This is a genomic window from Pseudomonas syringae KCTC 12500 (assembly GCF_000507185.2).
Classification (GTDB): domain Bacteria; phylum Pseudomonadota; class Gammaproteobacteria; order Pseudomonadales; family Pseudomonadaceae; genus Aquipseudomonas; species Aquipseudomonas syringae.
Map to the genome: position 1 here is coordinate 3,362,523 of NZ_AYTM02000002.1, position 14,137 is coordinate 3,376,659.

The 14,137-nt window shown below is 56.4% G+C and carries 11 protein-coding genes; all 11 read right to left on the reverse strand.

The genetic code is table 11. The annotated features are described in order from the left end of the window. Positions 1–25: 25 nt before the first annotated feature. Positions 26–1,432, reverse strand: coding sequence for a shufflon system plasmid conjugative transfer pilus tip adhesin PilV (gene pilV, locus V476_RS15295; RefSeq protein ID WP_024960760.1), 1,407 nt, complete (start codon positions 1,430–1,432; stop codon positions 26–28). Further along, entirely contained in the window at positions 1,429–2,361 is a 933-nt protein-coding gene (locus V476_RS15300) for an ATPase, T2SS/T4P/T4SS family (protein ID WP_024960759.1), read from the reverse strand. The genes pilV and V476_RS15300 overlap by 4 nt, the downstream gene beginning before the upstream one ends. A gap of 2 nt (positions 2,362–2,363) precedes the next feature. Then, positions 2,364–2,888: a type 4 pilus major pilin gene (locus tag V476_RS15305; RefSeq protein WP_003317566.1), complete on the reverse strand. Its 525-nt coding sequence runs from the start codon at positions 2,886–2,888 to the stop codon at positions 2,364–2,366. Between the two features lie 38 nt (positions 2,889–2,926). Next, on the reverse strand, positions 2,927–4,018 hold the full coding sequence (locus V476_RS15310) for a type II secretion system F family protein (protein ID WP_024960758.1): 1,092 nt from the start codon (positions 4,016–4,018) through the stop codon (positions 2,927–2,929). Next, complete coding sequence (locus V476_RS15315) at positions 4,008–5,639, reverse strand: GspE/PulE family protein (RefSeq protein WP_011267067.1); 1,632 nt, start codon at positions 5,637–5,639, stop codon at positions 4,008–4,010. Before V476_RS15315 ends, V476_RS15310 begins: the two co-directional genes overlap by 11 nt. Further along, entirely contained in the window at positions 5,636–6,238 is a 603-nt protein-coding gene (gene pilP / locus V476_RS15320) for a type IV pilus biogenesis protein PilP (protein WP_024960757.1), read from the reverse strand. Before pilP ends, V476_RS15315 begins: the two co-directional genes overlap by 4 nt. Continuing rightward, on the reverse strand, positions 6,228–7,586 hold the full coding sequence (gene pilO2, locus V476_RS15325) for a type 4b pilus protein PilO2 (protein ID WP_024960756.1): 1,359 nt from the start codon (positions 7,584–7,586) through the stop codon (positions 6,228–6,230). The genes pilP and pilO2 overlap by 11 nt, the downstream gene beginning before the upstream one ends. 1 nt (position 7,587) lies before the next feature. After that, positions 7,588–9,324 carry a PilN family type IVB pilus formation outer membrane protein gene (gene pilN, locus V476_RS15330; RefSeq protein ID WP_024960755.1) on the reverse strand — a complete coding sequence of 579 codons (1,737 nt, stop codon included), beginning with the start codon at positions 9,322–9,324 and terminating at the stop codon, positions 7,588–7,590. Continuing rightward, positions 9,321–10,454, reverse strand: a complete 1,134-nt coding sequence (gene pilL2, locus V476_RS15335; protein ID WP_080278574.1) for a PFGI-1 class ICE element type IV pilus protein PilL2 — start codon at positions 10,452–10,454, stop codon at positions 9,321–9,323. Before pilL2 ends, pilN begins: the two co-directional genes overlap by 4 nt. Positions 10,455–10,605: 151 nt before the next feature. Continuing rightward, the gene (locus V476_RS15340; RefSeq protein WP_024960753.1) at positions 10,606–12,072 is read right to left on the reverse strand and encodes a YecA family protein; all 1,467 of its coding nucleotides are present in this window, start codon (positions 12,070–12,072) and stop codon (positions 10,606–10,608) included. A gap of 110 nt (positions 12,073–12,182) precedes the next feature. Then, complete coding sequence (locus tag V476_RS15345) at positions 12,183–14,135, reverse strand: DEAD/DEAH box helicase (RefSeq protein WP_024960752.1); 1,953 nt, start codon at positions 14,133–14,135, stop codon at positions 12,183–12,185. Positions 14,136–14,137: the final 2 nt, after the last annotated feature.

The following is a 14,137-nucleotide window of genomic DNA, read 5'->3' on the forward strand; positions in this document are numbered from 1 at the left end:
TCCTCAATGACTGCTATGAGCCTGGTCAGAACTGGCAACAGAAAATGGTGGCGTAATCGTTCTGGCCGACCACCACTCCAGGGGTGCTGCTAAACCGTTGTCCGGAGCCAGTCGTGTCCCATCCAACTTTCGTGTAACCGACAGGGCAGGCGTAGGTGGTCACGTCGTTTGCGTCGAAGCCGGGGATAGTTTTTGCCGTGCAGGTAGGAGCACTGGAACCGTTCACCACCCAGACCTGATTATCACAAGAAAGCGATCGGCCTGTACTGGTTCGACCAACCATGCCGTTTGCAGCACAGGCTGTGCCGGCAGTCGCCACTCCATTGAGCTGCAGGTATTCGCCGACGGTCGCGCGTCCTTCCGAAGTCACTGTCCCACCACGAATGTTCCCGGCTGTGTAGAGGTTCTTGTCGCCGTAGACCCGGACCCAGTCCGAGTCACTCATGTACCAGCCACCGCCCCATTTTTCGCTGTACCAGCCGGTGTCGCCCTGAGTGCGGAACCAACCGCCTGTGACAGTCTCTCCTGATATGCGGGCAGCCGCGCCCGTGAGGTTGGCCGAGGCATTCACCGACTGCGCGTATACATCACCTGCAGCGACGACGTTGCTCTGGGCTGTGACGTTCCCCGACGCACTCACATTCCCCTGGGCTGTGACAGATCCCGAGGCACTCACATTGCCAACGGAGTTCACTGACCCAGCAGTGTCGACATTCCCTCCAACCGTCACTGTTCCAGAGGCGTTCAATGCAGCCACATCATTGACATTGTTTCCTCCCATACTGAGCGCCGTGTTCATGCGATTGAGTTCAGGCTTTCCTGGGATGGCATTGCGGTACAGGTAGTCGTTGGAGAGCGTGCCATCCTGGAGAAACAAGGCACTCGCAGTGTGGCCAACGCCTGGGTTGATCCCATAGTTGCTCAGCGCAAGTTGCCAGCCGCCTCGTACTCCTTGGACAACGCCGGTGTTGTTAAACGGGATGAAGCCACCCGGCGCGCCCATATTTTCCGCAATCGTCCGGGTACCGATTTCATCGATAGCCTGTCCACCGGTAGTGATCACGATGGATTCGAGCTGGTTGACGTTGACCCTTCGAGCAAGCACCACGAAGCTCTGACCGAATGCATTGGTGTCACTGAAGCTGGCTGGCAGATAGTTGGTGTTGCGTAGCATCTGAGGGGTAATCGTCGCAGGCGTGGTTGTGCCCGCCGATCCATAGACCGTTGCGAAATTGTCCTTCAGGTATTTAGAAGCGGCCTCTGCGATCTGCTGCTGTTGCTGAGCTGCGATTTGATAGTTCTGCGCATCCATCCTGTCGGCCATCAGCGAGACGCCTATGGCCGACGCAATGGCGAAAATGATCAGGCCGAAGAGCAGCTCGATCACCACAAAACCATTCTTTCTGGTCTGGCCATGCTTGAGAACATTCATCCCCAGAGGCTCCTGTTCGATTGTTGATCCACATCCTGGCTAAGCATCGCGATCTGATTCGAACGGATCTTCTCGCGAATACCAGGGCCGTCAGGTCCAGTCAGTGAAAGGCTCTGGATCTTCAGATGTCGCATTTCGCCTTCACCTTCGAGGGCAAGCGCAGCTACTGCTACCAAACCCTGTGACAGAATTGATCGGACGTTGCTGATGGCCGGCTCCGCAAGAGTCGCTACTCGCTCGATCGCCTGCGGTACTGTTCCCGCGTGAACTGTGGTGATGATGAACAGGCCATTGATTGCCGCTCGCACTGCCTGAACTGCCGTGGGGGTGTCTCTGATCTCACCGATAAGCATCATGTCCGCGCCAGAGCGGAGGCCTCTCATCAAAGCCTCCTCATACCCGCCATTGCGTCTCGAAACCTGCATCTGGATGCAACGACCAGGTCCGTGACGACCGTTCAAATCTGTCTCAGCTGGATCCTCTGCAGCCAACGCGATCCCACCGCACGCATTTAGCCTGGCGATGATCAGCGAAGCTGCGCTTGACGTCTTACCGGTGCAAATCTCGCCGCAAAAAATCACCAGGCCGCGCACCTGCTTCGTAAGCAGCGATTCGACAAGGTCTTCAGGAAAACCCAATTGGTCGAACTGCCGGACCTGCGCATTTGATCTGCGCAGTACGAACACTTCCTGGCCGAAGGCATCGGGTATCTGAGTGACGCGAAGCACCGTTCCTTCTTTGATCAACGAGAACTCAGGATCCTGATGCACTTCAAAATGCTTTGCGCATTCCTCCCGTAATAGCAGGGCGCTTTCTCTCCAGCTTTCCGGAGCCTCGACACGTCCGCTCTGGCCATCCAGGCCTTTTACGTCCGTAAAATCCGGCCCCAAGTAGAGGTCACTAAAAGGCGTGTCGATAATTGGGTTCATGCTCAGTAGGCCGTCCAAGCCAACGTGTTGCTATCAGTAGAGCAGCCACTGGTGGCAGCAGCTGAACTCACCTCGCCGTTCACAGCTGTGCCGCCATTGATAGAGGTGGTGACCTTCTGCCCGCGTCCAATCTTCGTGGCCAGTGTCACACAGGCATCTTGGGGCAAACCGGCCTCGGTCACGGTGAATGTCATCCCGTTGGCAACCACAGTGACCTGGCCACTCCAGGCGTTGTAGAGCTTGCCGCTGGAGAACGACATATTGGGCAGGCCACGTATCGAGCTGAGCTGGGCGATCAGATCGGTCCCTGACGCTCCGTAACCGGTACTGCCTTTGAGCTTGCGAGTGTTCGCGATCAATTGACCGACGTTACCCTGTTCGTTGTTGACGTCCGAACTGCCCATCGCGCCCCAACCGTTGTAAAGGGCGTAGCCCATCCCGATCAGGATAACGATGAGAACGAAGAGCAATTCAATCGAGATATAACCGATCTGGTTCGCCCGAGCGGAGTGAGTGGTGTTTTGCATGTGTGTGGTCCTGGGTATGTGGGTAACGGGTGTAGTGCTCAGTGCGTCATGCCTTGTGTGGCATTGCCGGTCATGCTGTAGGCCCCGACCATGACCAGAATCATCAACAGGCCGATCAGAACCATGGATACGAGGGACAGTGTCTTTGCGTAACGCTCGACCTGTTTCAGTGATATCTCCAACCAGCGAAGGCTGTAGCGGTGCACTGCAGCCGAGAAGCTCTGCGTGGTGGAGAGAACAATCAGAAATTGAATCGCCTCGTGGTCTGGGAATTCATGCCCGGAAAGATCTAAAGCCTCCCCAAAGTTTTTACCCATCCGAACCCCGTAGTGGGCGGCTTCCAGGCGTTCACGCAGCCACGGATTTGCCCCGCGCTTTAACGTGTCCAACGCTCCGAGCGGATCGATGTTTGCTCGCAGCATGACCGCGATATTGAGGAGGAACGTTGAGCCGTGGAGCGCTTTGTAGATTGACCAGGGAGGCAAGATCTCCAGCCGTGTCCGCCAAGGGCCACGGAAGTAAGGCAGAGTGACGACACTGGTGACAACCAGGACTACCACAAGGCACAAAGTCAGAAGTCCCCAGTTGGTCACAAAGGTGGCGATCATGTGCAGAACCATGGGTGCGCCGGACCAGGCTTCTGGGTTGGATGAGCGGCTCATGGCCGGCACCACCCGGGTGGCGATTACGTTCAGCAAGTAGGCCATCAGGCTCCAGACAAAAACCGGGTACGAGGCCGTGGAGACCACCAGCTTCATCACTTTTTGCCGAGCCTCGATGATCCGCACGCAGTCGCTGAATGCCTGGATCAAATTCCCTGACTTCTCGCCGGCGTTGATAACGGCGTGCTCCTGATAAGGCACCCAGTTAAGGCAGGCCTGGGCCAGCGTCTTGCCGCCGTCCACAGCTTTGCCTATGCCATAGCTGGCAAGCGCGATCGGATGTCGAGCACGTCGGCCTCCATCACTGTAGATCGATCCAATTCGATCAAGAGCCAGGTCGAGCGGCACCCCGTTCTCGAGCAGAGCGGTCATGCTCTCGTAAAGCCGGATCCGCTCATTGCCTCCAAACTGGTTCCTGTAAAAGCCATCTACAAGCCCAGACCAGGCGTCCATCACCTTACTGAGCATGGACTTCTGCCTCAGGCGCTTCGGCATCCAGCATGTAGCTGTCAAAATCCAATGGACCGACTACGGCCTCTGCCATGCGCGGGTCAATCAGCCCTGTATTTATCTTGATGAGCGTGTGGGCAACCTTCGTGATACCACCCATGTGCTTGACCCAATACTGGCGCGCAGCGCTTGGGCCATTCTTTCGGATCTCCTCCATGAACCGGTGGGTCGGGAGAAGAATCTCGGCGACAGCGGCCCTTCCGTTCACCCCGTCACGGCATAGAGAGCAACCCGGCCCAGCCAGATAGACCTGATCCAGCACGGTCATCTTTTCGAGCCGCTCGACCAGCTGCGGATCCAAGGTACTGATCTGGCTGCGCGCAGGCACGCGACACTTCTTGCACAGCGTTGGCAGCAGTGACTGGTTGATAAGGCCGACAATGAGTGTTGGGTCGGTGACCAGGCTTGTATCAGCCCCCATGTCGATCAGGCGAGGAATTGCTGCTACAGCGTTGTTGGTGTGCAGAGTCGATAAAACCAGGTGGCCGGTCATCCCCCCTCGCAGTGCCCCCTGAGCTGATTCAAGGTCTCGAATCTCCCCATACATCAGTATGTCGGGGTCGAGTCGCACGGAGTTTGTAATGGATTCTCCCCATGACTCATTGCTGCCAAGAGGGGACTGATTTGCACGCATCGGATATTCGGGCGGGTCCTCAACGGTCAGGATATGTTTTGTGCCTTTGCACTCTTCAGCCAGAAGGTTGATCTGCACCTGGAGCGACTTCGATTTCCCTGATCCAGTCGGACCGGTCAATATGATCACGCCGTAAGGAAGACTTCTCAGCCGCTTGAACAGCAAATTCTGTTCTGGCAGAAATCCCAGATCGTCGACGGACTGTTTCTCCTGATCGTCATAAATCAGTCGCAGCACCATCAAAGGCCCTTCGACGAGAGGGCGGGTTGCTACACGGGCCCCTGACAGTCCCAATTGATCGAGGAAGGTGCGAGCCATGCGCGCATCTTGTTTCAGTTCCGGTTGATAGTAGCCCTCAGATTTGACGTCACACATTGAGTTGAAAAGTGAAGAACAGAGCTCGTTTCCTACGGCGCTCTGGATCTGCCCGTACTCCCGCAAGAGACCGTCCTCGCGAAACTTGATGTAGGTGATTTCGTGGCCAACGATGAAGTGAACGTCGGAAGCACGTCGTGCATGGGCCGCGCCGATGATACGAATCACCTCTTGTTGACGCTGGGTACTGTCTATAGATCCGGCGAAAGCTTTACCCGCATTCTGATACAGAGACTTGATGTCGCTGAGCGTGCTGCTGATGGTCTGAAACGGCACGCCGGCTCGGTCCAGGCGGTCCATAAATGCCATCACATAAGGGTCGTGCATGTGCTGAGACGACACGAGCAATTCTGCTTCTTCAGCCTCTGGGGCAGGTGCTAACAAGGCAACGAGCTGACGCAACTCGCTGGTGATGTCCCCCCACCGATTTCCCTCCGCAGTCAGGACGGTTCCGACCACGTCAGATTGCATGGCAATGGTGATCGGTTGCACGACTGCGGTCGGCCGGGCGACCTGGCGTGCCAACGGATCAGCCTCAATGTCTGGCTCAATTCGTACCGCGCCGCTCATCGCTGAAACTCCTGCGACACGCTGGACAGCGGACTCATAGCCGAGGGCTGCCCCGGAGCTACAGGCTTGAGTGTCTGCAGTGACATTTGGGGCGCGTCAACCGAGCCACTTGGTGCCCGGGTCGAGAAACCTAATGGATATCGGCGTCCGTCATGGCCCAGTACCACGCTGTCGAGTGACACGCTGATTACCTTGAATCCTCCTGGCAGCTCAGCATTACCAACAGATGCATCGACCTCGAAACCACTTCCGTACAGTAACGTTGCATACAGAGCGTTATTCATCCTGAACACGGTCTTGACCACCGGCAACTGCGGTGTGCTGTTGCTGGCCGGGGCGGGCGTCGTGTAAGCGTTCTGCGTAGTCTGAACCGGCACAGACGTGATTGTTTTGGCTCCGTTTACGATGTCTTCCTTGGCACGAGCCCGCGCCGCCTGTGCTGTGAAGAGCAGGGTTTCACTCTGCACCTGGGACAACTCACCAATGTTGATCCGGCTCAGGTCGGTGGGAGATGGGTCGGCAGCGACGGCCATGTTGCCGGCAGCCACGCAGGACAATAGAAACGTCAGCAGAATGGAGGCGCGAGGGTTAATGCACATAGAGGTCACCTATGACGTTCCAGGTTAATTTGCCGTCTTGAAAGTCGGTTTTGATTTCACGCAGGCGCATGCCCGTGCTTTCCACGCCTTGAAGAACAGTCGCTGGCGGTAACGGGCTCGTGTAGCGGATCTCGAAGTGTCGATAATCCGGAGGCGGTGGTGGTGGAGGGGCTGGCTGGCCAGGCAAAGCTGGTGGCTGGACAACCGTCACAGGTACTTCCGTGATCTTGGGCTGGACGTTCTGGGCTTGCAGCCATGAAGTGATGCTGTCCAAGGCCTGCGTTGCCGGGTTCAGGACGTCATCACCCGCCAGCGGCAGCTCGAAGGTGAGCTTCACCGCGGCCATGTTGCCTTCGTCGTAGAACGCGGGCGTATCAGCAAAGTAGCCCGCCGTAGCGGCGCTGAAAGCGAGCGTGGTGCTGTTGCCGGTCCGGTTGTAGTTGGCCGACATCAGCGTTCCGTCGCATTTAGCTGAGACGAATAGCCATCCTTCGATTGCAGGTGGTAACTGGTCAATTGCGCCGTTACAGCCTCTAAGAAATACTGGGACAGAAGGCTGTTTTACCCACGGATGTACAAGCGCCTCGATCACAACTGGGGAGTTTGTTCGCTGGTTCAGGGCATCCAATTCGGCTTGCCTTGCAGCTTCTGCCGCTTGCTGCGCCTGACGAGCAAGTTGCAGCTTATGTTCATTCCACTGGTGCCACCCAATCAGGCCGGCCACGATCAAGGCACCAATCAACCCGGCTTTCAGCAGCTCCTGTCTGGACAGGCCGAATGCCAGCGGTGTCAGTTTGTATTCGCGCTTGAGATTTGATGGCTGCAACAATGCTTCAGGGTCGAATTGTTCGCCACCGCGACCAAACTCCGGCGGGAGAAAAATCTTGTCGAAGCTCATCGAGCGGCTCAGTTGCTGAGCCACCTTCTTTTTTATTTCCTCACTGCTGCCTACCAGGTCTGCACCGGGTATGACCGCACCTCGGTACACTGCGACCAAGGCGTATCTATCCTCGGCGTCCTCGATCTTCCAGGCAGCCAGCCACGATGCGCCCAGCTGCCCGGCGAGTGCAGCTGCAAGGGAATACATACCTTTGACTGCACCGTCATTCTGCGAAACAAATCCAGCCTGAATCACCGACTCGGTATGCCTGATGGCCACGATGTCCATTTGCTGGGTGCGACCAAACTGGCGTGCTTCCTTCATGTAGCCGGTAAGGCTAACCAACGGGTGCCACAGCAGGCCTGTAACGAAAGATCGTCCGTGATAAGTCAGAATCTGAACTTTGCCATCGCTGGGCGTTGGGGGGCGAGTAGCGCGCTTTCGTATCAGAGAGAACAGGTTCGCCATGTCAGTTGGTCACAATCGGGGTGATCAGCACTACCAGCACGCTTTTTGACGAGGTGCGCTTACGCCCACCTCCAAGCCCGAAGAATCCGGGGGAACCTGTGCCGATCTTGTCCGTGTTGTCGCTGAGCTCCTCAAAGCCCGACAGGATCAATGTCTGACCGCTGCGCAGCTTCACCTTCGGTGACAAACTTTTCGCATCGTAGTTGGGGATCTGGACGCTGGAGCCGTTGCTCGTGAATGGCTCGAAGGTAGGTTTGGAGCTCATATTGATCGATACCATGAGCAACATCTCGTCATCGTCCATCAAGCGAGGCTGCAGTGTCATGTTGAAGCCGGAGGTGATAGTGCCCGGAGTAATTGCCGTGCTGGAGCCCACTGACGCCGTGGTGTTGGTCTGAACCGATGGGATGTAGCCTTGGACGTTGCCGATCTGCAGCGGAGCAGGCTGCAGATTCAATGTGGTCACAGACGGCGATCGAACATTCGAGATCCGGGCCTGCTCTGCGATTGCCTGGATGATCGCGTTCGAACCTGCCCAGGCAGAGTTGGCCGTATCGACAATGCCAACAGAGCCCGAGATTGCGCTGGAGCTGATGCCTGGCACAGTATTCGAGAGAGACAGGCCCCACTTTGTGCTCAGCGAGTTGTAGACGGCCGCCCAGTTCAAAGCCAGCTGATCGGTGTCGGTCAGCGTCGCCTCAAACACCTTCACATTGAACAGCACTTGTTGGGTGATCGCGTGGTTGGTCTTGGCCAGATAGGTCTCAACGTTCGAAAGCACGTCGGGCCGGTCAGTCACGGTCAACGTCCCGGTCGACGGTGACAGATACATGCGACCAGGCGGCGAGGTACTCAGCATTGCCCTCACGTTGCTCTGGATGTCAGTCAGGATCGATGTGTTGAGAGTGACTGTAGTGCTCTGGTTGCTGCCCGAGTCACCCGAAACGCCTGAGGAACTGCTACCTGACGATGATCCGCTCGACGAACCACTTCCCGAACCTGAGGAGGTGGTCATACCGGATCTGACGGTGCTTTTGATTTCCTGCACGTCTCCAAATGCGTAGACGTCAAACACCTTGGTGTCGAAATAGCTGACCTGCACTGACCGTGAGGTGGGATTGAATCGATAGGTGAGTCCCAGCCGCGCGGTGACCTCATCCAGCAGACCCGAGGCTTTCCCTGTGAAGCGCAACCCACTGACGAGGTTCGGTGTCAGCATGGATGCGAAGTCAGAACTTCTCCCCTGAGAGGCCTGCGCCATGTTGGAGCCGCCCGTAATACCTGCAGGCAGCAACCCGGCCAGGCTATCAGGGTTGGGGGCCGTGCTGATTGGAGGCGCATTGTTGCCCTGTGCAGGTGCATTAGCGTTCAGCAGGCCAGGATTGAGCGCATCCGGCGAGACCAGGACAGGGATCCCGCACTGTCTGGAAATGTACTGGGCAATTTCAGCAATTCCGACACTGCCAGCAGGCCTATATGCGACCTCACAGTCATACTTGGTGGGGATGCCTCGTCTCGCAACAACTGGCTGCGTTGAAACCCAGGGTTTGTCGCTGAATATCACTGTGTCCCGACGTTCCTGTTGCTGCTTGTTACGCTGGATAGCCGCGTAACGGCCGGCAGAATCGGCGGTAGCCTCTGCCCGTGCAGCGGCTTCATCCACCCGTTGCACTGAGCATGCTGATGCCGTTAGAACAGCGAGACTCAGAGCGGTCTGACGCATGAAGGGCATGCTCATTTTTTCCTCTCCGATACGTGCAGAACCTGCTGACCATTGCCCTCATTACCGTCCACCACAAAGGACCGTTTGGCGTTGTCGTACAGAGGGAATATCTGCCCGACCGCCGAGCTGAAAGAGCCTGTAAAACTCAACGGTGCTTCGATGGGGTAGTCCAGGTCTTCCGGCACCCAGATCACCTGCCAGCCGGCCCGTTTGGCCCAATCCTCGACCGATTGACGCAAGGTACTGCCCACAGGCGCATTCCACGTTTGCTGTGGCGCAACCGTTGCGACGGGTTTCGCTGCTGGTTCAGGTTTCATCGGAGCCTGGCTGGTCGAAGCAATGCTCTTGGTGACGGTGGTCTGAGATGTGGCCTTCGCCGGAGCCGCGCTCACAGGAGTCGGCTTTTGCTGTGTAGGGGGGCCTTCCTTGGCTGGGGTGCTGATGGATGCAGCTGGTTGCGCTTTTGCCTGCGTGACGACCGTGGTTTGCGGTTGCCCTGCAGGCGATGTGTCCTTGCTGAATGGGGTTCCGGTTGCCGGGGCAGTTACAACGGTAACGGCAGGGGAGGTGCTGGCTACCGAGGTTGATCTAGTGCTGGCCGGTTGCGCAGGTTGAGCCAGTGCCACGGGCTTAGACGTCTCCGGCAGTTGGTAACCTGGCCGCAGTACAAAACACACACCGCGCGTTACTTCGTTGACCTTGACCTGCCATGCCGGACCGGCCAGTACCTGCAGAGTGTTGCGCAGGCTCATTGGCCCTAGCTTGTACTGGGCAGCAGGAAGAGGGCGTGTGAACAAGATGTTTACGTGACCGGTGCTCGGTGGGCACAAGGTGTAGCCTGAGCGGCTGACCACGTACTGCATCGCATCCTGGACGGACGGGTGCATATTGGCCGGAATGCTGACATCGATGATCTGGGCCATCAGGTCCCGCTGTTCGGCCTCTGGAGCGGTATTCACCAGGGCGTACCGACCGTAGCGGACCATCGGCTCCTGACCGGACTTTGCGCCACTTGAATACAGGTCTGGCGACAGCAGTTCAGGATTCTGACTGCTGTCGAAAGCTGGTCCAACCGGTTTGTCCGCAACAGACGTGCATCCGGCGAACAGCGCGAGTATGGAAAGTGTGGAAAGCTGCCTGATCATGTGTGCCTTGACCCCATTTCTTGATGGTGGCCAAGGTGCCAGCGCTCAGGTTGCAAAGCACTGCTAAACCCTTAACGGATCGATTCAGGTTATCCATGGTAGAGATGCATGAGGACGGAAGCGGTCCTCAATTACGCGACAACTCCACAGCTCAATGCATGCCGGTAACCATGCAGCACTTTTTGTATTTTTTCTTCGATCCACACGGACACAGGTCATTACGTCCGACATCCGCGCCAGAATTGGATGTTTGGATCACTCTTTCTGAAACGTGATCGAGGATGTGTAAGGTCTTCATTGCATGCTGAGCCATCTTTCGGCCCTCGCTTGTGAGGGGAACACTCGCATCAACGGCGATGATTGTCTCAGATGCAACTTGGCTGCCTTTTGTGTCAGCTCCGAAAATCAATATTTCCTTCGCCTTCTGATATTTGTACATCGCCACGCTTGCGTACAATTGCATGCAATCCCTCCGTGCCTCACGGTATTCCTGATATGACGCAAAGCTGTCATCCCAAGGGAAGAACAGGAATATGTACAAACGGTCTGGCTTGGCAGTGGACGGTGCTGTTCGCGCAGAGCGCATGCCTTTGGGCACCTGGTTGAACTTCTCGAACAAGGAAGATGCTAGAAAGCTGCTTGAATACAGGTTCTCAGAAGCCAGGATTTGAAGAGCATCTGAATGCCCAAGCAAAGGAACATCCTTGGCCTCTCCCACACATGCATCAGTAATGGCATCAGCGAACCGAGCAATGATCTGGTTCCAGAGCTTTGCGTTTTTCTTGTGGGCATGGCGGAGCGCGTATGCAACAGTCTGCCTGTAATATTTCCATTCCCCTTCTGGGATCCTGAAGCAGTGGCCTTCATAGCCAGCTGTTACCCTGAGATCGCCGAAGCCGTGTTCACTTTCTTCTTGCAAATACGACGCGAGCGTCTCCTCCTCCCCAGCGCTGGATAAGAAGGCTCCACTTCGGATAACCCGTTCCTTTGTGTCTAGGAAGTGGATGAAATCTTCCGGTGTACAGAGCTCCTCAAACAGGAGCTTCAGACCGCTTTCATCGAGTACGTGGACGAATGTTTTTCGTGGATCGACATCCCCTACTAGAAACGGCTTCTCCAGCAAATAATCTTCAGCTGCCTCGTAGCTATACACAAGTGTTCCTCTACTACCGGCCCCTTGTGAATCATAGTACCGCTGGGCGTGCTGACCAATCCCGCCAGTGACCGCTACCACATGGATCTTCAACCCTGGTTTAGTCAAATCGAACGGGAACGGATCCTCCAGCTTACTGTTGAGAAAGAGCTTGTCGGGATGGTTTCTGACCAAACTCTCAGCCCCATGCAGCTGCTTTGCAGACTCCTTGACCGCAGCTCGGTACCAGCGGCTCCAGGCCAACTGGATATCATTGTGCTCCTGAAAGTTGACATGGCCTTTGTCCGAGAAAATGACGAGAGTGTTGTTGAAATAGATCGTCAGGTCGGCGAACTCCTTACCCTTGCCTGTTGAGCGGAACAGGCTCGGATAACACCAGAGACTGAAGAACGTGTTTGACACGATGGCAGACAGGACCCTCTCACTCTCGTTGACACTGGGTTCTTTCAGAATTGGTTTCAGCACTCAGATCGTCCTTTTTCTTTGGCGCGCTTTGAAGGGGCATGGCATGTAACGACTCCACGCGGCTTGGCTAAGCAACATAGCTCGAAGTCATGGCCTCCTGCCACAGCCGGTTAAAGAATCTCGGCAAGGGCTTTTTTGCTCGACTCCTCCGCTTCCGGATCGATCAGATCGCTGGCCAGGGCGCGCTTGTCCATGAGCATCTGCCACAGCTGTTGGTCGATGGTGTCCTCAGCTAGAGGGATTTTGACGACAACCATGCGCAACTGCCCGTTGCGATAGGCTCGATCCTCAGCTTGGTCCTGCAGCCCCGGTGTCCATGGAAGCCCCAGAAAAAAGACATAGTTCGCAGCAGTCAGGTTGTAACCTGTTCCGGCGGCCGACCTGGTCCCGATGAACATCCTGCAGTCCGGGTCCTGCTGGAAAGCATCAATCGCCTTCTGGCGCTTCTTGGGCGAGTCACTTCCCACCAACGTCACGCACCCGACGCCCAACTTTAGGCAGTGCTCGCGCAACGTGGCGACGGATTCCTGATACTCGCAGAAGAGGATCACCTTGTCGTCGACGTCCAGCTCGGCCATCAGATCCGCAAGGATCCGTACCTTCACGCGCTCGAGCAGCTGACGCAGTGCGCCCAGCCTTGCGAATCGGTGCTGGTCGCTGCGCATGATCTGATTGTACTCGTCACGTTCTACCTGGCTGAGTATCACCGGCACAGTCTGCCGCTGCTTCCCCTTCAGGTTGGGCAGCACATCCTTGCGGCGACGAAGCATCCAGTCAGATATCTCATCTCTAAGCGTCTTGCGAAACTCAGGACTGCCGGTGAATCGCTCGCAGAACTCATTGAGGGGCAGTTGTCCGATTGGATGGCCTGAAAGCCTGAGGAGTGTGTGCAGCTCGGCTTCGCGATTGAGCACAGGCGTGCCCGTCAACAAGTAGCGGTTTTGTACCTGAGCCGCGATGTCGAAGCCGTGGCGTGTCCATGCAGCAGTGGGTTCCTTGAGTCGGTGAGCCTCGTCAATGACCATCACCGCGAAACGATTCGCGTGCATGACAAAGTCACCCAGTCGCTCGTAGTTCACGATGATCCAGCCAGCGCTCTCATCAAAAGTTTGCATGGCGATTTGAGCCTGAGGAAACACCATCAAGATCTCGCGCTGCCAGTTGATGATCAAGCTATTGAGCACAATCACCAGAACCGGTTTTCCTTGAGCACGTATACCAGCGGCAATCACCGCCTGGCGTGTTTTGCCCAGCCCCATGTCGTCGGCCAGCAGTGCGCTCGTGCGCTGCAGTAGGTGCTTAATACCTGCTGGCTGATGATCCATCAGCGAGAATTCTTCCAGCGCCTTATCGATATCGGCACTGGTCAACTCGGTGTTTCTGATAGATGGGACAGATGCCAGGTAGATACCTGAATCTGAAACTTCCTCTTCGCTTTTGGTCGATTCTGGAGAGTGGCCACCCAGACTGATACTGGTGACCTCACTCACCGCCTTGACCGACCCGTCAGCCAGCAACTCCTGCAGCGTGTCCAGAATTTCAAACTGATCTTCGTCCAAGCCTAGTTCCAGAACCAGGTTGCTGCGGACCAACTCTGCTGTGCCCTGCACTCGCCAGGCTTTGCCCGCCGAGAGGAACACCCCACGCATGCGCTTGGCGATTGCTACAGCACCAGGATGAAAATCTCCCGACAGGATCACACCGCCTTCCGCCAGCGGCGCGAGCCTGAACTTCATCCCCCAGGTGAATGCGTCACGGTGCACGTCGGACTGGGCAGAGGTAATCCTGTCTCTGAATGCTTGCCAGCTTTCGATGTGTTTGCCATCTGCGAGCTCTGCCAGCTCCCGATAGAGCACATCGAGGTCATCGAGTAGCTTGTCTTTGGGCACACGCCAGAACTGGTTCAGTGGGTGATCAGACCTGCGTATGAAAAAGCCCCTCCGGCGAAGCAAAAGCTTGTTTGCACCTTGTAGGTAACTGAGGGACAGCCCGAAGTCGTAGCCATCGAAAATGGCTTTGCGAAGCAATACCGGACGCTTGTTCATCAATTGGGGCGATGCCATCT